The 20,241-nt window shown below is 34.1% G+C and carries 20 protein-coding genes; 12 read left to right on the forward strand and 8 right to left on the reverse strand.

Going from position 1 to position 20,241, the window contains the following annotated elements; translation table 11 throughout:
* Nucleotides 1-61: 61 nt before the first annotated feature.
* Together RFH42_RS10640 and RFH42_RS10645 are read left to right on the forward strand one after the other, a co-directional pair.
* Nucleotides 62-466, forward strand: a complete 405-nt coding sequence (locus RFH42_RS10640) for a VOC family protein (protein ID WP_308975573.1) — start codon at nucleotides 62-64, stop codon at nucleotides 464-466.
* 3 nt (nucleotides 467-469) lie between these two features.
* The gene (locus tag RFH42_RS10645) at nucleotides 470-1,063 is read left to right on the forward strand and encodes a glutathione S-transferase family protein (protein ID WP_308975574.1); all 594 of its coding nucleotides are present in this window, start codon (nucleotides 470-472) and stop codon (nucleotides 1,061-1,063) included.
* Between the two features lie 94 nt (nucleotides 1,064-1,157).
* Here RFH42_RS10645 and RFH42_RS10650 read toward each other — a convergent pair whose 3' ends face one another.
* The 3 genes from RFH42_RS10650 to RFH42_RS10660 all read right to left on the reverse strand — a co-directional run bounded on the left by RFH42_RS10650 (nucleotide 1,158) and on the right by RFH42_RS10660 (nucleotide 4,536).
* A complete protein-coding gene (locus RFH42_RS10650) occupies nucleotides 1,158-1,601 on the reverse strand; it encodes a GNAT family N-acetyltransferase (protein ID WP_308975575.1) in 444 nt (147 codons plus the stop codon).
* A gap of 11 nt (nucleotides 1,602-1,612) precedes the next feature.
* Nucleotides 1,613-3,349: an ABC-F family ATP-binding cassette domain-containing protein gene (locus RFH42_RS10655; protein WP_308975576.1), complete on the reverse strand. Its 1,737-nt coding sequence runs from the start codon at nucleotides 3,347-3,349 to the stop codon at nucleotides 1,613-1,615.
* A 248-nt stretch (nucleotides 3,350-3,597) separates the two neighbouring features.
* Entirely contained in the window at nucleotides 3,598-4,536 is a 939-nt protein-coding gene (locus tag RFH42_RS10660; protein WP_308975577.1) for a LysR substrate-binding domain-containing protein, read from the reverse strand.
* Between the two features lie 115 nt (nucleotides 4,537-4,651).
* On the opposite strand from RFH42_RS10660, the gene RFH42_RS10665 reads away from it, so the two are divergent.
* Nucleotides 4,652-5,860 carry a YbfB/YjiJ family MFS transporter gene (locus RFH42_RS10665; protein ID WP_308975578.1) on the forward strand — a complete coding sequence of 403 codons (1,209 nt, stop codon included), beginning with the start codon at nucleotides 4,652-4,654 and terminating at the stop codon, nucleotides 5,858-5,860.
* A 454-nt stretch (nucleotides 5,861-6,314) separates the two neighbouring features.
* On the opposite strand, the gene RFH42_RS10670 is transcribed toward RFH42_RS10665, so the two are convergent.
* Nucleotides 6,315-6,797: a GNAT family N-acetyltransferase gene (locus RFH42_RS10670; protein WP_308975579.1), complete on the reverse strand. Its 483-nt coding sequence runs from the start codon at nucleotides 6,795-6,797 to the stop codon at nucleotides 6,315-6,317.
* Between the two features lie 629 nt (nucleotides 6,798-7,426).
* On the opposite strand from RFH42_RS10670, the gene RFH42_RS10675 reads away from it, so the two are divergent.
* The 9 genes from RFH42_RS10675 to RFH42_RS10715 all read left to right on the forward strand — a co-directional run bounded on the left by RFH42_RS10675 (nucleotide 7,427) and on the right by RFH42_RS10715 (nucleotide 16,241).
* Nucleotides 7,427-7,645 carry a ParD-like family protein gene (locus RFH42_RS10675; RefSeq protein ID WP_308975580.1) on the forward strand — a complete coding sequence of 73 codons (219 nt, stop codon included), beginning with the start codon at nucleotides 7,427-7,429 and terminating at the stop codon, nucleotides 7,643-7,645.
* Nucleotides 7,638-8,396 carry a type I methionyl aminopeptidase gene (map, locus tag RFH42_RS10680; protein ID WP_308975581.1) on the forward strand — a complete coding sequence of 253 codons (759 nt, stop codon included), beginning with the start codon at nucleotides 7,638-7,640 and terminating at the stop codon, nucleotides 8,394-8,396. The genes RFH42_RS10675 and map overlap by 8 nt, the downstream gene beginning before the upstream one ends.
* A 1,074-nt stretch (nucleotides 8,397-9,470) precedes the next feature.
* The gene (locus tag RFH42_RS10685; RefSeq protein WP_308975582.1) at nucleotides 9,471-10,001 is read left to right on the forward strand and encodes a Csu type fimbrial protein; all 531 of its coding nucleotides are present in this window, start codon (nucleotides 9,471-9,473) and stop codon (nucleotides 9,999-10,001) included.
* A gap of 20 nt (nucleotides 10,002-10,021) precedes the next feature.
* Entirely contained in the window at nucleotides 10,022-10,579 is a 558-nt protein-coding gene (locus RFH42_RS10690) for a spore coat protein U domain-containing protein (protein WP_308975583.1), read from the forward strand.
* A gap of 41 nt (nucleotides 10,580-10,620) precedes the next feature.
* Nucleotides 10,621-11,127 carry a Csu type fimbrial protein gene (locus RFH42_RS10695; protein WP_308975584.1) on the forward strand — a complete coding sequence of 169 codons (507 nt, stop codon included), beginning with the start codon at nucleotides 10,621-10,623 and terminating at the stop codon, nucleotides 11,125-11,127.
* A gap of 5 nt (nucleotides 11,128-11,132) precedes the next feature.
* The gene (locus RFH42_RS10700; RefSeq protein WP_308975585.1) at nucleotides 11,133-11,936 is read left to right on the forward strand and encodes a fimbrial biogenesis chaperone; all 804 of its coding nucleotides are present in this window, start codon (nucleotides 11,133-11,135) and stop codon (nucleotides 11,934-11,936) included.
* 11 nt (nucleotides 11,937-11,947) lie between these two features.
* A complete protein-coding gene (locus tag RFH42_RS10705) occupies nucleotides 11,948-14,428 on the forward strand; it encodes a fimbria/pilus outer membrane usher protein (RefSeq protein ID WP_308975586.1) in 2,481 nt (826 codons plus the stop codon).
* Nucleotides 14,418-15,416 (forward strand): Csu type fimbrial protein, encoded by a 999-nt coding sequence (locus RFH42_RS10710; protein WP_308975587.1) that lies wholly within the window; start codon nucleotides 14,418-14,420, stop codon nucleotides 15,414-15,416. The genes RFH42_RS10705 and RFH42_RS10710 overlap by 11 nt, the downstream gene beginning before the upstream one ends.
* 456 nt (nucleotides 15,417-15,872) lie before the next feature.
* Entirely contained in the window at nucleotides 15,873-16,241 is a 369-nt protein-coding gene (locus tag RFH42_RS10715; RefSeq protein WP_308975588.1) for a helix-turn-helix domain-containing protein, read from the forward strand.
* Nucleotides 16,242-16,709: 468 nt separating this feature from the next.
* Here the strand turns inward: RFH42_RS10715 and RFH42_RS10720 are convergent, their stop codons facing one another.
* The 4 genes from RFH42_RS10720 to RFH42_RS10735 form a co-directional block, all read right to left on the reverse strand.
* Complete coding sequence (locus tag RFH42_RS10720; protein ID WP_308975589.1) at nucleotides 16,710-16,895, reverse strand: hypothetical protein; 186 nt, start codon at nucleotides 16,893-16,895, stop codon at nucleotides 16,710-16,712.
* A gap of 551 nt (nucleotides 16,896-17,446) precedes the next feature.
* Nucleotides 17,447-18,025: a YceI family protein gene (locus RFH42_RS10725; protein ID WP_308975590.1), complete on the reverse strand. Its 579-nt coding sequence runs from the start codon at nucleotides 18,023-18,025 to the stop codon at nucleotides 17,447-17,449.
* A gap of 125 nt (nucleotides 18,026-18,150) precedes the next feature.
* The gene (locus RFH42_RS10730; RefSeq protein WP_308975591.1) at nucleotides 18,151-19,503 is read right to left on the reverse strand and encodes a sensor histidine kinase; all 1,353 of its coding nucleotides are present in this window, start codon (nucleotides 19,501-19,503) and stop codon (nucleotides 18,151-18,153) included.
* A 39-nt stretch (nucleotides 19,504-19,542) separates the two neighbouring features.
* Nucleotides 19,543-20,217 (reverse strand): response regulator, encoded by a 675-nt coding sequence (locus tag RFH42_RS10735; protein ID WP_308975592.1) that lies wholly within the window; start codon nucleotides 20,215-20,217, stop codon nucleotides 19,543-19,545.
* Nucleotides 20,218-20,241 lie beyond the last annotated feature (24 nt).

Below are 20,241 nucleotides of genomic sequence, written 5' to 3' on the forward strand. Positions count from 1 at the left end.
AGGTAACAATTTGAAGCATAGCAAAATATTCAAAAAAAGTGATCCGCTTCCGGCGCGAATCATGGCCTATGACCATATTGGAATTCGTGTCTCTAATAAACAACGCGCACTAGATTTTTATACTGCACTTGGTTTTGAGGAAACGGCAAGCTTCCCAGAGTATGAGGCCAATGAAATGCAAAGTGCTGATGGTGTAAGAATTAATTTAATCTTTAATGCTGCAAATGCACTTAAATCGAAAAATATGTTGTTGGATATGCCAATAAAATACCCAGGTATAACCCACCCTGCATTTATTGTTGATGATTTACAACAGTTACAACATTGGCTGAATGAACATCAGATTACTATTACAGAAGGACCACATCCTATAGGACCACGGCGCATTGCCCTTTTCATTCGAGACCCAGATGGCAATGTACTCGAATTTAACCAACTCAACACAAACAATATGATATTGGAGTAAAAAGTGAAACTATATGATTTAGAATTATCAGGGAATTGTTATAAGGTTAGATTGTTTGCAGCATTAGCGAATATCGATTTAACACTAACGAGTGTGGATTTTCTTGCAGGTGAACATAAATCAGCTGACTTATTAAAACTTAATCCATTTGGTGAATTACCAATTCTTGATGATAACGGTTTTATACTACGTGACTCACAAGCAATTTTAATTTACCTAGCAGGGAAATATGCTGGTGAAGCTTGGTGGCCAAGTAGCCCACAATTACAAGCAGAAGTTAGTCAATGGCTTTTCGTCGCAGCCAATGAAATTCAACATGGTCCATGTGCTGCGCGTTTAGTTGATCTCTTCCATTATTCATTAGACAAACAAATTGCTTTAACTAAATCAAAGCACATACTAGATTTAATCAATACACATTTAGCACAGCACTCATGGCTTGCAATCAATCGTCCAACTATTGCTGACATTGCTATTTACCCTTATGTTGCCCTAGCACATGAAGGAGCAATTGACCTTAGCCCATATGCACATATACAAGCTTGGATGCAACGCATTGAAAACCTACCCAATTATATCCCTATGCCTGGCTTATAATTATTAGTTCCCCATACACCAATTGGAATCAGCGCAAACATTTGGTGTATGGAGTCTTCTACTTAAAGTGTCAACGTCACATCAAAAAACATACTTATGTTTTTACAAGTTGCATATGCAAAATAGGAAATGGGCGACCACCATCATCTGTAGCTGAGCGTTTTACTACTTCAAATCCACAGTGGCGATAAAAACCTACTGCTTGCGGATTCTGCTCATTTACATCAACCAAACAACATTCCAAAGTATCAATCGCATAATGCAACAGCATTTTCCCAATACCTCTCGCACGTGCTCGGTCACGTAAAAACAGCATTTCTATTTTATTTTGTTGCACGCCAATAAAACCCAATATTTCACCTTGATCACGCACACATTTTAATACTACAGAGTCAAATCCATGCTGTAAAATCAAAGGCTTAAATGTTTCAATATCTTGTTCTGTTAAAAAATCGTGAGTAGCTCGTACCGAATCCTCCCACACCTGAAGCAGCTCAAGATAGTCGTTTCTTCCAGCATCTTCAATTTGCATTATCATGATGTCATCTCTCAATTTATACCTAATTTCTCAAGCAAGATATCAATTTCCCTTTGCCAACTCTGCTGGAGAAATTGCTTTTGATGTTTTTGCTTTCTCGCTTGATCTATCGCTAATTTTTGTTCTAGCTCCACCAAACGCTCAAGCATTTCATCTGCATCCGAGTGATTATCAGTCGTGATTTTTACACTTTGTTTAGCTAATGATGAATTCAGTTTAAGTGCTGGAGAATGTCGCTGTAATGCACTATATAGCTGATCAACATCATGATATTCAGTCAGGCAATGATCTTGAATTAAGCAAAAACGGTTACAGCTTTTTTCAATTAATTCTCGGTCATGACTCACTAAAATAAATGCACCTGAAAATGATTGCAACGCAACAATCAACTCTTCCTTGCCTTCCAAATCAAGATGGTTTGTAGGCTCATCTAACAACAACAAATGAAACTGCGCCAAAGACAAGGCCACAAAAAGTAAACGAGAACGTTCGCCACCACTCAATTGATCAACCCGTTGACTATGCCGATGATAAGCAAAACCAGCATGAATTAATGCTAATTTTGCCTGTTCAGCATGAATTAAACTAAAATCAATCAAAGCATCCACTATACTTTTTTGACCATCTAGTTGCTGATGGTTTTGGTCGTAATAACCTATTTGGCATAATGGATGAATAGTTAAATGATCTGTTTGTAACTTGTTCACCCAGTTTTGCCACAAATAAATCAATAATGTCGACTTTCCACAAGCATTTGGACCTATTATTGCAATTCGATCACCACTCTTAATCAGCAAATCTTGAATTTTAAATAAAGGTTGCAGATGTCCAGCGACATTAATATTGAGATCAGCAAAATGTATTAAACGTTTTGCAGCAAGTGCTACGCCATTTAATGCTAATGACCACGGATGGCCATCACTCTTATCAACCAATTCATTTTTTAATTTATCAACCCTTTTCAACATACTTTGTGCTTTGCGGGAAAAACTCTCATTGTCATAGACTTTTCCCCAGATTGCTAAGCGTTTAGCACTTTGTTCAATTCGGCCAATTTCCTTTTGTTGTTGATCATAGCGATGCTGATCTGCTTCATCTTGCTCAAATTGCATCATACGTGCCTGAGTACAAGCTAAGGAAAAAAATGACAACTGGCAATCACGTAAAATAATCGTGCTATTGCTTACACGATCAAGTAAATGTTGATCATGTGAAACCAATACAAAACTACCCTGCCAACGCATTAAAAAGGTTTCAAGCCATAATAGTGTTTGTAAATCAAGATGATTACTTGGCTCATCTAAAAGTAATAGATCTGGTTGAATCATCAAAGCACGCGCCATGAGTAAACGCATGTGTTGACCACCACTTAATGTCTTTGCCAGTAAATGCCAGTCTTCAGGTTGAAAACCCATTTCTGTTAGTAAAACTTCGGCACGCCATGTTTGTTCATATTGCTGATCAACAGCCAGAACCGCCATAACAGCTTGAATTAAAGTGAGATCATAAAGAGCTTCGGGAAGATATTGCTCAATACATGCAACAAGGCATTGATTTGATTTAGTTATAATTCCATCTTTTGCTGTTAATTCACTGTTCAGTAAACGTATTAAGGTACTTTTTCCTGAACCATTGTGACCAATCAGGCCAATGCGATCACCTTTTTTTATGGTGAAACAGATGTTGTCCAATAATGGACCAGATATTGAGTCATAAGATAATGACTGTACAGAGATGAGTGTACTCATAAGGTTCTCAAGATTTTTCAGGGTAAAAATACCCCCGTCAAAAGATCTGACGATAATCTTAAAAGCCTGAGTGAAGGACTCTTAGTAAATAACTTCGCTCACGCCGAGATTATCGCAGTGCGACTTCGGAAAAACTTGAGCGAGCTTCTATACCAAAAAAGAGTACATAATTTAATCTGCACATATTCAGGGTCTCCTCTACTTTGCTGTGAATGGTAAAAGGATTCTAATCAAAGCATAAAATAAGGTCAATCTACCGATTCAACTAAACCCAATTTCTCTATACATTGTGGCTTAAGTACTGTTAATGGTGTAATAAAACGATTTTTTTCTTGAAAATATTGAATAAAAATTCTTAGATTGCTGCTCCAAGTTTCTGGATTTTGAGCAATTAGATAAGTGGTACTCTGAGCAATATCGGCATCAATTTCTAGAAATTGTAAAGTTTCACTCAGATGCGTTTGCCGAATATAACGTTCCGGCAAAATTGCAAGTCCCATTCCCAAACTGACACAGCCAACAATACCGTCAAGACTGCCCATTTCTAAAATTTGACCTGCTGGTAATGCATAGCTTTGCAAAAACATTTCTATACAATGACGATAGAAACAGCCTTGGCGGAATGAAATAAAACGGTACTGAAGTAAATTTTCAGCTGTGAGCTGGACATTCAAATGTTTTGCTGCAACCAAAACTAATTTTTCCTGCCAAACAGGTAAATTATATAAATGCGGGACATGTTGAGTACCACCAATAAATGCACAATCCAATTCATGTTGTGATACAGCATCAATTAATGGCCTTGAAGGCTGAGTAAAAATATTAAATTTTAAATCTGGAAATTGCTCTAAAACAGTATGTAATTCATGAGGTAAACGAAATGCTGCCGTAGTTTCCATACTGCCTATTTTCAATGGTGTACTTTCGTTAATTTGATCGTGTAAAAAATGAGATTTTGCTTGCTGATGCAGTTGCAATATTTGTATAGCATAATTGAGTAGTTGTTGCCCTGCACTGGTGACTTTTACTGGTGCTTGACGACTTAATAGCTCGCACTGTAATTCTTGCTCAAGTTTTTTAATATGGTTTGTAATGTTGGACTGTACAGTATTTTGTTGCTCAGCAGCCAAAGAAAAACTTTTATGCTCTACTACCGCCATAAATATTTCTAAAGATTTTAACTGCATCTTGATCTCCTCTGGCAAATCCATTTAGCACCCTATCTCATAATGAGATAAACAGTATCACTTTAAATCATTTCACTTGATGTTTAAAACTGCATTAAATAAGCACAATACTTTTATGAATGCAAATGCAATGACCAATTTCCAGCGTTTGTCTATTATTGCCCTATGTACAACCAGTTTAGGTATCGGAATATTACGTTTTGCTTATACGGCACTTATGCCGATGACGATAGACCAACACTGGTGGAATACTGCATTTGCCAATGATTTAGCAAATGCCAATCTTGTTGGGTATTTTATTGGTGCAATTTTATCAATCAAGTTTATCTCTGAAACTTGGGTAAGTCGTAGTCTAGCGCTTGCTGCAATCTTTGGTTGCCTTAGTTTGCTCTCTTGTGGTATCGCCACTTTACCAGATCTTTGGTATTTATTTTGGCGATTGGTTTCTGGAGTTTCTGGCGGCTTGCTGATGGTGCTTGGGCCAAGCTATAGCTTAAAACGCGTTTCTGTCGAAAGAAAATATCAACTGAGTTTAATCGCATTTAGTGGAATTGGTTTAGGTGTTTTATTAACCACAACATTACTCCCTCAACTTGGAGAATATGGTGTTGCGGTAGCTTGGTATGCTTTAGCCGCAATAGGTTTGGTATTAACGATTATATTAATTACATTATTAAAACCATTACGCCAAACTAACATTCCCAATAGTACTCACACCATTACAGATGCTGCCCTTACACCCAAACAATATTACATTGTCATTTTAGTCATGCTCACTTATTTTATGAGTGCTATAGGTTATATACCACACAGTATTTATTGGGTTGACTTTGTAGTACATCATCTCAACCATAGTCAAAACTTTGCCAACATGCTTTGGATGGTATACGGTTTAGGTTCAGTATTTGGCGCAATCACCACTTATTTGTGCCTCAAACGTTGGACTAGCTACAGCACCTTATGGCGACTTTATTTCGTGTATGCAGCTGTGGTGGCACTGCCTGCTTTTTGGACTCAAACACCAATACTCATCGTCTCTTCTTTTTTTGGCGGTTTACTTAATCCCGCAACAGTATCTCTCACTGCAACATTATTATCAGAACTTGTACCTACCTCATTACAACGCCAAATTTGGGGAATTGCTGTTGTTGTCTTTGCTATAGCACAGTTTAGCGCTGGATTTATTTTCACTTACTTATTGCAGCATGCTTTGCCCTATCCACAGATTTACTTGATTGCAGCCGTGATTTTAGCTGTTGCTGTCATCCTTGGATTGCTTTTAGTTCAAAAACTTGCTCAACCCCATCACCACTCAGGAGGCTAAATATGAATCCCTTTACTAGCACGTTGATAAAAGTAGCAATCATTACTCTTGTGCTTGCTTTACAACAACTCGACTTAGGCTATGCAAAAAAAACAGGGAGTCATATATGTGATCACACCACTGCATCCTGTACGGAACAAATTGAATTTTTAAACTAGTCCAATTAACGCGCATACGCTCCATTTAACACGCACTACTGTTTCCAATTTTCAACCTAACACCGGTATATCGCATATATACTGGTGTTACTGCGTATAGTTTTACATAAAATTTACTGGCTTTGTCCTCAGAATAAAGCTTTATATTTTCCCAAATATCTATCAAAGATTGTCATAAATATACTGCCAGACTTATTTTGCTAAACATCGTCTTTTTGAACCCACTTATCTGTATACTGGAGCGTTAGCAATGCAAGATCAGTATATGTTAATGCTGTAATATGGCATTGGGACAATTAAAACTCCATTTTTTCATTATGTATGCATATCTTCAGCTGTGGAATAACACGACCAACAATAGAAGCTGAAGGGACATCAGCTATTTTTATTGCACCTTGCCCTATATAAAATGCCTCCGCATTCGGATCTGCATCTAATAATAATTCCTTAATGTTATTTTCTCTGGCTGTATTCATTGCCCAATGATAGAGAACTGTTCCAACACCTTGGCCAATAAAATTCGGATGGACAAAAAGTTTAACCAACTCACCATCTTTATTTTTGATATTTAATCTAAGCTGTGCAACACCACAAATTTTGTTTTTTACTCGTGCTGTAACAATTATAGAATCATCAAAATCTGTGGCTTTAAATGATAATTCATCAATACAATTTGCCATAAAATCATCACTATACCCCCAATATTGCTTTGACTCTAAACACAATTTACTAAGGTACTCTGCTTCTGTGACATTTGCTAATGAAAGTTCAATATCCACCTATATTCCCAATTACCTAATTTTTGCTAAATATTAAAAGCGTGAGTAATCATTTTTATAGCAATAAATATTTTTTAAATAAAAAAATATCTACACTCAACTTATGCAACCAAGTGTAGATATATAAAAACTCAAATCACCTTTAACAGCAATTTGGTTGACTTCCGCAGCAATAATACATAGAAATGCCAAGTTCATCAACAAGTAATTCACATTTAGAGAAATATTTTTAAAACTTCACTTTATTTATGCTCTTCAAAGATGAGTTAAAGTCTCTATGTCTATACTAATCAAAACCAAATGAATGACCTGATCTTGCTCTAATATCTACTTATATCTTCATCAACTGCAACATTAAGAAGTTGATGAATAAACACCAAAATTAGCCCGTGTTCTAGATTATTGAGTAAATCCAAATTCTCTCTACTTAGAAGATATGTACAAATGTAAATCTATACAAAATACCCATAAGATGACATAGCCGATAATACAACCGCTTTACTGATTAAATAACAACCTAAAAACTTTGGCCTAACTCTAATAACCAACACAGAGTACACAGTTGCTATATTCTTAATGACATTCTAAAATAACAACAAATCGAATATGAATCATATATGGTATATATTATGGGTGTTGTAAATATTGATGATGAAACTCATGCAAATGTGCGCAAAGCGAGTCTTATATCTTGTCGTTCAATAAACTCTCAAGCAGCTTTTTGGATCAAAATAGGCATGTTGTCTGAAATGAATCCAACCTTAAGTTTTAATGAAATTATGAGTAATGAATTTCTAACTGCAGGTGTCTCAGCCACTAATTTATCTAAAGAGATCATCAATGATTAAAAACAATATAGAGATTCAACACATGCGTGAATCAGGACGATTATTGTCTTTAGTTTTTGAATATCTTAATCAGCTAGATTTATTGGGTAGATCAACTTTAGAAATTAATAATATTGTCGAGAAATATATTGTTGAAGAGCTGCATGCTCGCCCTGCCAGTAAAGGACAATATGGATTTCAATATGTACTGAACCCTTCAATTAACGATGTCGTCTGTCACGCAATTCCCTCTGAAAAAGAAATATTAAAGGATGGAGATATTATTAATTTAGATATCACCTTGGAAAAAAATGGCTACATAGCAGATTCAAGCAAAACCTATTTAGTTGGTAATGTAAACCTTTCAGCACGTCGATTAGTTGAAACGACCTATGCAGCACTTTGGAAGGGAATTGAGCAAGTAAAACCTGGAGCAAAATTAGGTGATATTGGCTATGCCATTGAACGTCATGCAAAAAAGAACGGATATACTGTAGTAAAAGAGTACTGTGGACATGGCATTGGCCAAGAAATGCATGAAGAACCCTCTGTCTTACATTTTGGCACGCCCAATACAGGACTTACGCTTCAAGAAGGAATGACTTTCACCATAGAACCTATGTTAAATCAAGGTCGAAGAAGTACTTTTGTTTGTGATGATGGATGGACTGTAAAAACAAGAGATCATAAGTTATCTGCACAATTTGAACATACCGTACTTGTCACAAAGCACGGAGTTGAAGTCTTAACACTTCGTGCAGAAGAACACTAGAAACACCCTCAATGAGTTGCTTACACCCTTTAAATTAGACACCCAATGTCTAATTTAAAGGGTGCTTTATGGCCAAGCATTTATAAAGCCATAAACTTGCACACTAAAGTCTCTGCAATAATATTGATCTAATTTCAAAAAGATCTGAATAATCATCCATTCTTACCATGCAACAAGTTATGATCATGTAATTTAGAAGATATATAGTAGGTTTTATCTCAATCAATGACTTATACCATGCGCTCATTATTTTAATCCAACATAATCTATAGCAACAGATTAAGCTAAAGGGCTTAGAGTTTAAAACCCAGATAAATTACCCTAACACAATAACATGATAATACAATATGGATATAAATTTATTATAATGAGTGACCACAACTTTCAACTATGATATTTAGACAAATATCCTTACCACTAGATTTATTAATATATTAATTTAACTAAAAATATAACAACACCATCCAGCATGTATTGCATAAAAAATTTTAATATACATTTTATAATTATTGCTAATTTAGTTATAAAATTTGATCATCAACGAACACACTTCTCCAATGTAATTCACGTTAAGGATAGATATGGTAACTTAAGTTTAGGATTAAACTTTCATGTAAAGTATAGCTTATCTAAAAATGCAATTCGAAAATCAAGTCAAAGTAAAGATGATTAGTAGTTGAAAATGCCTAATTTTCTTTTTAAACGCATAAACCCTCAAAACCACATGCTCTATCTATACAATACTTGTATTCATCACGTAGTTATATCAGCATGATATCACCCCTGTAGCTTTACTCTTCTTATATTCTTGCTTATATACGATAAAATCTAGCGTAAATTTTAAAAAAACACTCCTCATAATTAATTATTTTTTATTGTATGCTAAATACCATTACCAAACAGCAAAACCACCAAATACCAACACCTTCAAGATTAAATCAAAAAAACAAACAGCATACCAAAACTTAAAATATTAAATATATGATCGTTACAATAATAAATAAATGGTATTTGATTATCAAAAAAACATATAATAAAAACTTACCTTAAAACCGTATTTAAAATGGTGTTTCCATGAAAAAAAATCGCTTTTTAACCACTGGATTATTTATTTTCTCTGCGATCGTTACTACCTCTTCATTTGCTGCTATTAGTGGTCAAGTTGATGTCAAACTAAATATTTCATCAGGTTGTACTGTAGAAAACTCAAAAGTTGAAGGAAACATGAACAAATTTGGTGTACTTGATTTCGGTAAATCAGCATCAACTTGGACAAATGTCTTAACTGCTGAAGTAGCTTCTGCGGGCAACGGTGGTGACTTAGTTGTGACATGTGATGCAGGTGTATCGCAATTTAATGTAAGTGTAAATGGTGGTGAACGCGGTAATCGAACACTATCTAATGCAACTGACCATGTTTCATATAATGTTTATCAAGATGCTGCTCGCAGTAAACTATATGATTTAAATACCAATGTACCATTCACTCCAACAGCTGCATCAACACCTGTAAAAGTACCTATGTTCGGTGCTATTGCAGCGAATGCCTCTGCTGTTTCAGATGGTAATTATACTGATACTTTACTTGTTACCGTTTCGTTCTAAGTATTAGGAGGAGATGAATAATGTGTAAAAACAAATTACTCAAGAAATTGATCTTAGTTTACTTTGTTTTGTTACATTCTCATCTTCTCTATGCTGGTTCTGGAAACGTTAGTTTAAAAAGTGAAATTAATTTAGAGCCAGCCTGCTTAATCAATCAAAAAAATACTTTACAAGGTTCCAATCTTAATAAGTTGGGGTCTTTAAATTTTGATGATCAATATTCTAATTTTAACTTAGTCTCAACAACACTGAGTAATGAATCAAATAATGCAATTCAAGTACTATGCCCAGAAGGAAGTAATGTAAAAGTTCTGTTTAATGCTGGAACTAATGCAAATCATGTACCCAATCAATTTGCCGCAAATTATCAAAGAGCTATGTCCAATGGTAATGGTGACTACATTGCATATCAAATCTATGAAAACAGTAAATCTGGCAAAGTACTTACTCCTCAGACCAGTATAGATTTCCTCGGTGGAAGTGAATATACCATTCGACTTTATGCCGAAGCTGTAAACACCCGTGTACTTCAAAAGGGAGAATACACGGATCAAATTACTATCACGATTAATTTTTAATAGCGATGATAAAGATGTTTAAAAATAATTTAAGAATAAACATGTCTATTATATTAACCTTGGCCAGCATGCACACATTAGCTGCCACATCAACCAATATTCAAGTGAATGCCATAATCAAAAAAGGATGTTTATTTCAAGAGTCACCTTTAGGATTAAATTTTGGAATACACGCCTCTACTTCTCGTGAAAATACAATAACTGCGAATATCGCCAATAGCCAAGATACATGGAAAATAGAATGCACACCTGATGTTCCTGTCACCATTACATTTGGTAATGGAAAAAATCTAAATACATCTACACAAAACCGTCAGCTTAAAAATGTGAACTCTGAGCATTATATTGACTATACCCTTTATCGAAATAGCAATTTAACTCAGCAAATAGGTACAAGTAGCTCAAACAATAGTTTGGTACTCAAAAGTACAGTACAAAGTCATTTACTTAATTTCCAGATCTTTGGACTTGTTGATTTGAGTAAAGGGGCGATAAACAAAATGCCCGGCCAATACAAAGATGATGTTTTAATAACGATTGCATGGTGATATCAATGACAACTTTTTTAAATAAGCTGTACCTCTCAAAAACTTTTTTTTCAAGGTTTGTGCTTGCATTAGGAACAACTTTACCTGCAGCAGCATCATATAGTCAGGCTAATTTTTTAATTTGGCCTATTTACCCTGTAATTGAAAATAATGAAAAAGCTGTTCCTGTTTGGTTAGAGAATGTTGGTGATAGCCCTGCAATGATTCAAGTTCGAGTTTTTAAATGGAGTCAAGACCAATATAAAGAACAGTTTTCTAATCAACAAGAAATTATTGCTAGCCCTCCAATTGTTAAAATACCAGCAGGAACTAAGCAAATGATTCGTTTGACTCAGGCTATTCCCACAGCTGATTTCAAAGAAAACTCATACCGAGTCATTATTGATGAACTCCCTGTGGCAATGGATAATGAAGCTGAGAATAATCGAGTAAGCTTTAAAATGCGTTATTCTATTCCCCTATTCACTTATGGAAAAGGTATAGGGAGTGGTACTGGACAAGAGACCCAAAAATTAAATAATAAAAATTCTGAGGCCAAGCCAATTTTAAAATGGCAAATTAACCAGAGTAACAATAAAGACGTACTTGAAATAAAAAATATTGGTGCAATGTCCGCACGTATTTCTGAGTTTAAAGTTGGGAGTAGCTCATATAAAGCAGAAGCTGAAAACAATGCTTATGGCTATGTTCTTCCAAATAGCTCCATTCAATTCTCACTCCCCTCTGATTTAAAAAATGACTTAAAAAATAATGTACTCAATGTGGTTGTTGGTTCAAAAAAAGAACCTTTTGTAGTTGAAAAACAATAGGTAGTATTTTTATGAATCAGCCTAAAAATTTACATACAGTGCTTTTAGCCAAATGTATATTGATGGCAATTTGTACACAACACTCTACTGTTTTTGCAGAAACATTTTCTGAGATTCCAGATGCAGTGCTGGCGGTTAAAGAAATACCACCAATTAAACTGTATCTAGATCTAGTGATTAACTCTTATTCAACACAGAAAGTTATTACTGTAATTGTGGTTGACGAACATTATTACTTACAAAAGTCTATCCTAGCTGAACTTGAAATAGATCCCAACCATTTTAAGACAGTTGATATATTAAGCGGAGATGCACTCAAGCATCTTGGCATTAATGCTCAACCAGAAGATTGGGTACAAATAGATCAACAAAAAAATTTAAAGACATCTTATAGTGCAAATAACCAACAATTACTACTAACAATGCCAGCTGATTGGTTACCAGAGCAACAACTTGGGAAAGATTATTGGTACAAGAGTGTACCAGCTCATAGCGGAATAGGATTGCTGAACAATTATGATTTATATGTCTATAAACCTCATAATCAATCACACTCGCTAAACCTTTTTACTGAGCAACGTTTTTTTAGCCCTTGGGGATCTTTAAAAAATACAGGAAATTTCCATTCTTTAAAAAATACAGTGACCAATAAAGAAGAAAATGATTATATTCGATTTGATACCAATTGGCAGTTTGATAGTGAAGACAATATTCTTACTCTAGAAATTGGTGATATTTATTCTGCAACAAAAAATAGTTGGACAAACTCGGTACGTTTGGGAGGAATCCAACTACGCCGCAATTTTGGTATCCGCCCCGACTTAATTACTTATCCATTACCTCAATTCATGGGTCAAGCTGCGTTGCCAAGCACTGTAGACTTGTTTATTAATGGTCTTAAAAACTCAACAAGTGAAATCCAACCAGGTCCTTATGTATTAAATAATGTGCCATTTATTAATGGCCGTGGTGAGGCTGTTGTCGTTACTACAGATGCAGTAGGAAGGCAGGTTTCAACGACATTACCCTTCTATGTTTCGGGGGATTTACTTAAACCTAAGCTTTTGGATTATTCTATCTCTATAGGTAAACTACGCAAAAATTATGGAATAAAAAACTTTGACTATGGCGATTTAATTGCAAGTTTTGATGCACGTTATGGGGTAAAACCATGGTTAACAATTGAAGGACATGTAGAAGGCAATAATCGTATTGGGAATGCTGGCTTTGGACAAGTTTTCAAACTTTATCATTTTGGTGTTTTAAATACCTCCTACTCTTTGAGTACTGCTAAGCAAAAAGATGAAATGGTTGATATTGATAAAACTGGGCATCAATTTACAGCAGGCTACCAATATCAACAACCACATTTTGGCTTCAATATACTGCATTCTCGTCAAAGTAAGAACTTTAATACCATTGCTAACTATTACACAAACAACCTACTTTCAGTGAATAGCACAGAAAGTAATATCGTCAATTTCCATTTTTCAACAAAGCGTCTAGGGACACTAGGCATAGGCTATTTTGGTATTAAACGAAATAATGCTGATGACTCTGATTTACTGAGTTTATCTTGGGCACCGGTACTCCCCAAAGATTTATATGGCACAACTTTATCCTTGTCGGCAAACCGTGATTTAAATCAAAACACTTGGAATGCTGGAGTCCAATTTACAATCCCATTTGGAAATACACGAAACAATCTAAATACAGGTTATCAGTTCCAGGAAAATGGCAGCGATTCAGCATACATCAACTATAATTATCAAATGCCAACAGAAGGTGGTGTGGGTTTCGATTTAATGCATAGATACAATGAAAATTCGAACAACTACAACCAAGCTCAAATTAACTATCGCAATCGTTATTTTAACGCTCAAGCAGGCATTTCAGGGAAAGACCATTATGATCAATGGTATGGCCTATCAGGGTCTTTGATCTGGATGAAAAACTCCCTGTATGCTGCTAACCGTCTAGGCGAATCATTTTCTTTAGTGAGCACGAATGGACAGGCGAACATTCCCATTCGCTATGAAAACAACTTAATTGGTCAAACCAATAACAAAGGCTATTTATTTGTACCAAATGTAACACCTTACTATGGTGCAATGTATTCCATTGATCCCCTAAATCTCTCTTCAAACTTTTCCACTCCAATCATTGAACGTCGGTTAGCAGCAAAGTCTGGTGCAGGAATTCTTATCGATTTTCCAGTAAAACGTATCCAAGGTGGAAACATTTATATTAAAGCAGAAAATGGACAACCATTACCTGCTGGAGCAGTCGTTTATCAAAATCAGAAAAATCCAACTTATGTGGGTCTTGATGGGATTGTTTTTATTGAAGATCTGGAAAAAGAGAATCTATTAAGAATTGATTTAGGACAAGGTCAACAATGCATTGCTCAATTCCCAGCAAAACTTGACCAAGAACAGATCATTACTATTTCAGATGTTGTATGCAAACAAGAGAAAAAATATGAAAAATAAAATATTTCCTTTATTTATAACAGGATGTTTAGGACTATCTACCCAACAGCTATTTGCAAACTGTACCACACCCAATGATTCAATCGCCTTAGGGCCTGTAAGCTCATTTAATGTCCCATCTTTAAATTCAACAGAAAATCAAATATCTGGTGGGTTAAGTTGTACTGGAGCTTTAACCTTACTAACGACTCAATATATTCAATATACAGCACTAGAATTACCCTCAGCGTTATTACACACCAACGGCAAAAATTCAGCAAAAATCACCATATTGGATTATGATAAAAATGTTGTAAATTCGTCAGTAACTCGAGATTTATCTCGATTCGTTGCTATTTCACTATTCTCAGGCCCAAACTCCAGTATCCCTTTTTATATTAAGGTCAATGAAAATACCAATTTAATCCCAGGAACATATAATGGTCACTTTAAAGTAAGATGGTATTGGAGTATTCCTTATCTAGGTCTTCTTGGTGTCGCTCTTTATCATCGAAGTCCTAATTTACAAGCTATCCCCCTTACTGGCGTTGTTACAGACTGGGGAACTGGACAAGACGCAACCTTAAATATCAAACTGACTGTAGAAAAGGACTGTAATATTAATGCCCAAAATATCAATTTTGGTACAGCTCCTTTAACATCCAAATTTGATCCCGTCACAGGAACAATAAATGTTACTTGCTCTGCAGGAACCCCTTACAAAGTAAACCTTTCAGATGGGCAAAATTACAATCAAACTCGACGAATGAAAAATGTGAATAGTACTAATTTTATATCTTATGAAGTATATAAAAATACCAGTACACAACGTTGGGGAAATTCAAATATTGATAATTGGTCAAGTGACACTGCATCTCAAAATGCAGGAATATATGATGGTTCTATCACTCAAGGGTATGCATATACTGCCAAAATTATTGATGATAGCAGTAATGCTTCAGTTGAAGGTAGCTATGCTGATAATCTAATACTTGAAGTTGTATTTTAAATGTTCAGTTCACACAGACTATTTACTACCAATCTACATGGTATATCTCACAAACAAATCATTATAAAGTATAGTAATAGTCATTCAATGACCCTATATCAATGAGTTTTAATAAATTTAAAATTCATTGATATTTAAGATGATTTCCCTTTGTTACAGATTGAAAAAGTACGTAGTATTCTATGAACACAAAAAATGAATAAATTATTTTAGTTATTATAGTAAATAAATCACTTATTATTCATTTAAAATTTACAATCGAAAAAATAAATCAAAATCAAAAAAATCACCTAAATTATTTCATTTTAAATGCATGATTATAAATTAAGAAACTCTACGTTTTGAAATAAAAAATATCTTTTTTTTATATAATATACACTAAATTTGATATTTTTTTTTGAAAAACTAAATAGTAGAATTGCGGCATCATAACATCGTCTTTTGACTCTTAAATCCATGCCAAAAATTCACTCAACAGAATTCCGTAAAATAGTAATGGATCACTACAAAGGCTCCTTACATAAATCAAATACTTGTAAGACATTTAAAGTATCTAGATCAACATTAGATCACTGGATACATCTTGAAGATAGTACAGGTAATCTTTCACAACCTAAAATTATTTCTGGAAGACCTTTTATGATAAAGGATATAGAAGCCTTCAAGATTTTTTTTAAAGCCACACCTGTTATTCACATCAAAGATTTAATACCAATATTTGAACAAAAATTTGGATATAAAATTACCTATTCAGCACTATTAAATACAATAAATAAATTAAATCTAGTAGATAAAAAATACCGGCATAGTTCAAAAAATTATTAATACCTCAATATACTCACCAGTCAATATCTATATAATTTTTATAGAAATAATATCTAATCCTCGTAAATACCCTATCTAATAAACTGCCCCCGAAAGTTAGACACCTAGTCTAATTTGAAGGGTGCTTTTTAATTATGATTCTTTTCTTGCACAGCAATCACAACCAATTGCAACTTTTAGTAAATCACTAAAAGAATACAAAGCTATTTACGCAATTACCCTATAAACCAAATTCTAAGTAAGTTACACAAATGATATTTTATAAATTTTTAACAAGCAGTGAGCTAATAACTCTAAGTATAAAAATTTACAATGCATCTTATTAAAGCAAAACTTAGATTTTAGCAAAAGAGTTTACTTAATAAATCAAATTGATTTAAATCGCTTTAAAATAGATTATATTTGTAAAATGATAAAAATCATCTCATTAATGATTAGATCCATTATGTTTTAATAAGCTCATATAAATTAAATATCCAAATGATCAGCAATACTTGAAATAATATCCTTACTCATATCAACAATTTGCTTTCCTGATTCAATAACCAGTTTTTCCAGCCCTTGTGAGAGTAACTCATCAGTAAAGCTACTTTTCTTCTCATCTAGCTCTTCAACTTGTTCTACATGTTCCTGAACATTCTGATCTTCAATCATTATTAACCCTCAAATTCACTCACAACTTAAGTAAAAATTTAACTACTACTTCTAAAAATCCAAGATATATTTAGAACAATACTATTTATCTAAACTCACTATATTTTAAATATGCTACTTCTTTATACACTGACAAAAATTAGTATAGCCTACTATAGGAGCTCACAACATTATGATTTAGACTTAGCTACATCCAATTAATTATAATAAATAAAATAATAAAAAATACTAATAATTATCACTTATAAACGCTATCTTTATAATATTTCTTTAATAATATCTAAAAATCACAAATAAAATTCAATGTATACTCAGATGAAATTAACTTCCATTGAGTAAAATTAAAATAACACCTACCCAATTATCTTCTTTATCAAACCATGACTAATTAATAGCCCCCTCTCTTCATTTTCTTGGTGCAGATTTTTTCTTATATTACCAAAAATGCTGTAAAAATAGTGAAAATAATCAACATTTGGCAAAATGTAGACGATAAAAAACCTGCAATAATCTTCAAAGAAAATTATGCAGGTTATTGTTTTAAAACAATATTACTTAGCTACAGAAGCCTCAGTCGTAATGTTTACAGTGATCTTATCTCCAACATTTGGCACATAGTTCCCTATACCAAATGCAGAACGATCAAATGAAGTCGTTGCATTAAAACCAACTGTATCTAATTTACTCATTGGGTGAACACCATGTTTATTTAACACACCTGTTAATACCACAGGCTTAGTTACACCTTTAACGGTTAAATCACCTGTAATTTTAAAGTGTTTCTTATCTGCAGACTCAACTTTCGTACTTTTGAAAGTAATATTTGGATATGTCGCTGCATCAAACCAGCCTTTTTCTTGGAACTCTTTGTCCAATAAAGCAACGTTTGTATTTACGCTACTTACAGGAATTGTCACATTTACTGCAGATTTTTCTGGGTGATCCAAATCTACACGGATAATACCTTGAATATTCGTAAAATTAGCAGAAGGTGTAGAGAAACCCATATGATTCCAAGAGAAAACTGTTGCAGTATGTGTTGGATCAATTTTGTAATCTACAGGTTTAGCAAGCGTAACTGTTGATGCAATAACCAAGCCCATGCCTAAAGAGAGTGCTTTAAAATTCATGATGTTATATCTTCTTTTATCAAAAGGTAGATTAATTCTAGCGTTTTAAAAAAATTGATCAGCAAAAATTATAAAACGAAGTGTTGTATATTTGAAACTATAGAGATTTTCATTATTTATTATTTTTACTGAAAAACCAGCTTAACCAGCAATCCACCCTCCTGTTTAGCCTCGAGGTATAAATGATAATGGTGCTGCTGCATTAACGCCTGAGTTAATGCTAGTCCCAATCCATGGCCCTGAGTCTGAGCCGATTTACGCCAAAAACGTTGCGTGGCTAAGCCTAAATCTTGTTGATTTAAGCCAATGCCAAAATCTTCAATAATCAATGTTTGCTGTTGTTGTCTAATTTGAATCTTTTTATAACTTTTAGCATGTTTCAAAGCATTTTCAACCACATTAAAAACGACAATTTTCAATGCTTGTTCAGACATATAAATTTCACCTAAGCTCTCCCAATCAATTTCAATACGTTCTTCTAGTCTCAAATAAAGTGGGGCCAGCTCTTGTAAAACCTGCTTTAGAATATCCTTTAATGATAACTTAACAGTGTATTCTGCTTGCTGATGCTCAGTCTTACTCAAAAATAATAATTGCTCTAATAAATGCTGGTAACGCTGAATACTCTGTTCTGCCTCATTTAAACTCATTGTTAATTTATCATCTTGATATTGTTGAATGAGTAACTGACTGAGTTGTACATTAATTTTTATCGCAGTCAATGGACTTCGTAATTCATGTGCTGCATAGGCACTAAAATTTTTTTCATTTTCCAAACTTTGCTGTAAGCGTCCAAGTAAACTTGAAATATTCTCTATAAAAGAATGAAGTTCTAAAGGAAACTTAGCTGAATCTAGTTGTTGTACTAGCACTGAATTATCAACGGATTGATCATATTGTAAGAACTGAGCAATTTTCTCAATAGGCTTAAATTCTTTTTTGATAATCCATAAAATTAGTCCAATACACAAAATTAATGTTAGACATAATGGCCATAAAATAGATTTTAATATCTCAGTTAATAATGCTTCACGTAATAGAATCCTTTCAGCAGCCACAACCTGAATTTGTCCTTCTCTTAGAGTGAAACTCCTCCAAGCCACACCGTTTTCATCCCATGTGCGAAAACCTTCTGTTTGTTGTGCCAACTGTTTAGGTGCTCCCTTAGTTTGAGCAACAACAGCATGATCAAGAACCACATTTAGTTTTATTACAGATACCACACAAGCAATTAAATTGGGATTATTTAATTCTGAAACAACGGGTTCAGCAGCACTTTTTAATTGTTGGATTGGAATTTGCCCCAATAAGCGTGCCACCATATGTGCCGATGCCGACAAGCGCTCATCTAAAGTCTCTGTCATTTTATGTTCTAAGTTATAATATAACCAAGCAAATGCTACAGCCCAAATCAAGACAAATGCGCAAGTAATGCTTAAAACTAAACGCCACTTTAAACTATATTGAGCTTTATTCATAAATAATTACACAGCATTGTTTGATGTCGACAACCCTATTTATATAGGCTGTTGCTCCGTAGTATGAAAAATATACCCCACCCCACGTACAGTTTGAATCCAGTCTGCTCCGATTTTCTGTCTTAAATGATAGACATGCACATTGAGTGCATTACTCTCAATATTCTCTTGGAAACCATACAATTTATCAGCTATCACTTCATTTTTTAATACTTGGTCAGGATGCAACATAAATACTTCCAGTAAAGCATATTCACGGCGCGATAAATTCAGTTCTAAATTATCACGATACACTTTTTGTGTAGCTTTATTGAGTGTTAAATTACCAGATATAATCTGATTTGATGCAAACCCTCGTGTACGACGGCCTAAAGCATGAATACGCGCAATCAATTCACTCAATTCAAAAGGTTTCGTTAAATAATCATCAGCGCCATTATTTAATGCTTGAACGCATTGTTCAGTTTGATTTCTTGCAGTAAGCACCAAAACAGGGACATCAATAGCATTGGAACGCCAAAGTGCTAATAACTCTAAACCATCTTGATCAGGTAAGCCCAAATCAAGCAAACATAAATCCACAGCAGAATGCTGAATATAATAATTCGCATCTATAGCTGTACTCACATGCTCGATTGAAAAATTTAAATGTTGCAACGCAAGTTGAATACTTTTTGCAATATATGGGTCATCTTCCACCAATAAGATAAACATAACTTCTCCTTCAATTGAAACATA

The organism is Acinetobacter rudis (assembly GCF_031157835.1).
Lineage (GTDB): Bacteria > Pseudomonadota > Gammaproteobacteria > Pseudomonadales > Moraxellaceae > Acinetobacter > Acinetobacter rudis_A.

Coding starts and splice junctions, on each gene's coding strand:
- RFH42_RS10695 (WP_308975584.1), top strand. CDS start 10,621: ATGTCTATTATATTAACCTTGGCCAGCATGCACACATTAGCTGCCACA.
- RFH42_RS10655 (WP_308975576.1), bottom strand. CDS start 3,349: ATGAGTACACTCATCTCTGTACAGTCATTATCTTATGACTCAATATCT.
- RFH42_RS10665 (WP_308975578.1), top strand. CDS start 4,652: ATGAATGCAAATGCAATGACCAATTTCCAGCGTTTGTCTATTATTGCC.
- RFH42_RS10730 (WP_308975591.1), bottom strand. CDS start 19,503: ATGAATAAAGCTCAATATAGTTTAAAGTGGCGTTTAGTTTTAAGCATT.
- RFH42_RS10725 (WP_308975590.1), bottom strand. CDS start 18,025: ATGAATTTTAAAGCACTCTCTTTAGGCATGGGCTTGGTTATTGCATCA.
- RFH42_RS10640 (WP_308975573.1), top strand. CDS start 62: ATGGCCTATGACCATATTGGAATTCGTGTCTCTAATAAACAACGCGCA.
- RFH42_RS10690 (WP_308975583.1), top strand. CDS start 10,022: ATGTGTAAAAACAAATTACTCAAGAAATTGATCTTAGTTTACTTTGTT.
- RFH42_RS10685 (WP_308975582.1), top strand. CDS start 9,471: ATGAAAAAAAATCGCTTTTTAACCACTGGATTATTTATTTTCTCTGCG.
- RFH42_RS10710 (WP_308975587.1), top strand. CDS start 14,418: ATGAAAAATAAAATATTTCCTTTATTTATAACAGGATGTTTAGGACTA.
- RFH42_RS10715 (WP_308975588.1), top strand. CDS start 15,873: ATGCCAAAAATTCACTCAACAGAATTCCGTAAAATAGTAATGGATCAC.
- RFH42_RS10735 (WP_308975592.1), bottom strand. CDS start 20,217: ATGTTTATCTTATTGGTGGAAGATGACCCATATATTGCAAAAAGTATT.
- RFH42_RS10700 (WP_308975585.1), top strand. CDS start 11,133: ATGACAACTTTTTTAAATAAGCTGTACCTCTCAAAAACTTTTTTTTCA.
- RFH42_RS10720 (WP_308975589.1), bottom strand. CDS start 16,895: ATGATTGAAGATCAGAATGTTCAGGAACATGTAGAACAAGTTGAAGAG.
- RFH42_RS10675 (WP_308975580.1), top strand. CDS start 7,427: ATGGGTGTTGTAAATATTGATGATGAAACTCATGCAAATGTGCGCAAA.
- RFH42_RS10650 (WP_308975575.1), bottom strand. CDS start 1,601: ATGATAATGCAAATTGAAGATGCTGGAAGAAACGACTATCTTGAGCTG.
- map (WP_308975581.1), top strand. CDS start 7,638: ATGATTAAAAACAATATAGAGATTCAACACATGCGTGAATCAGGACGA.
- RFH42_RS10705 (WP_308975586.1), top strand. CDS start 11,948: ATGAATCAGCCTAAAAATTTACATACAGTGCTTTTAGCCAAATGTATA.
- RFH42_RS10660 (WP_308975577.1), bottom strand. CDS start 4,536: ATGCAGTTAAAATCTTTAGAAATATTTATGGCGGTAGTAGAGCATAAA.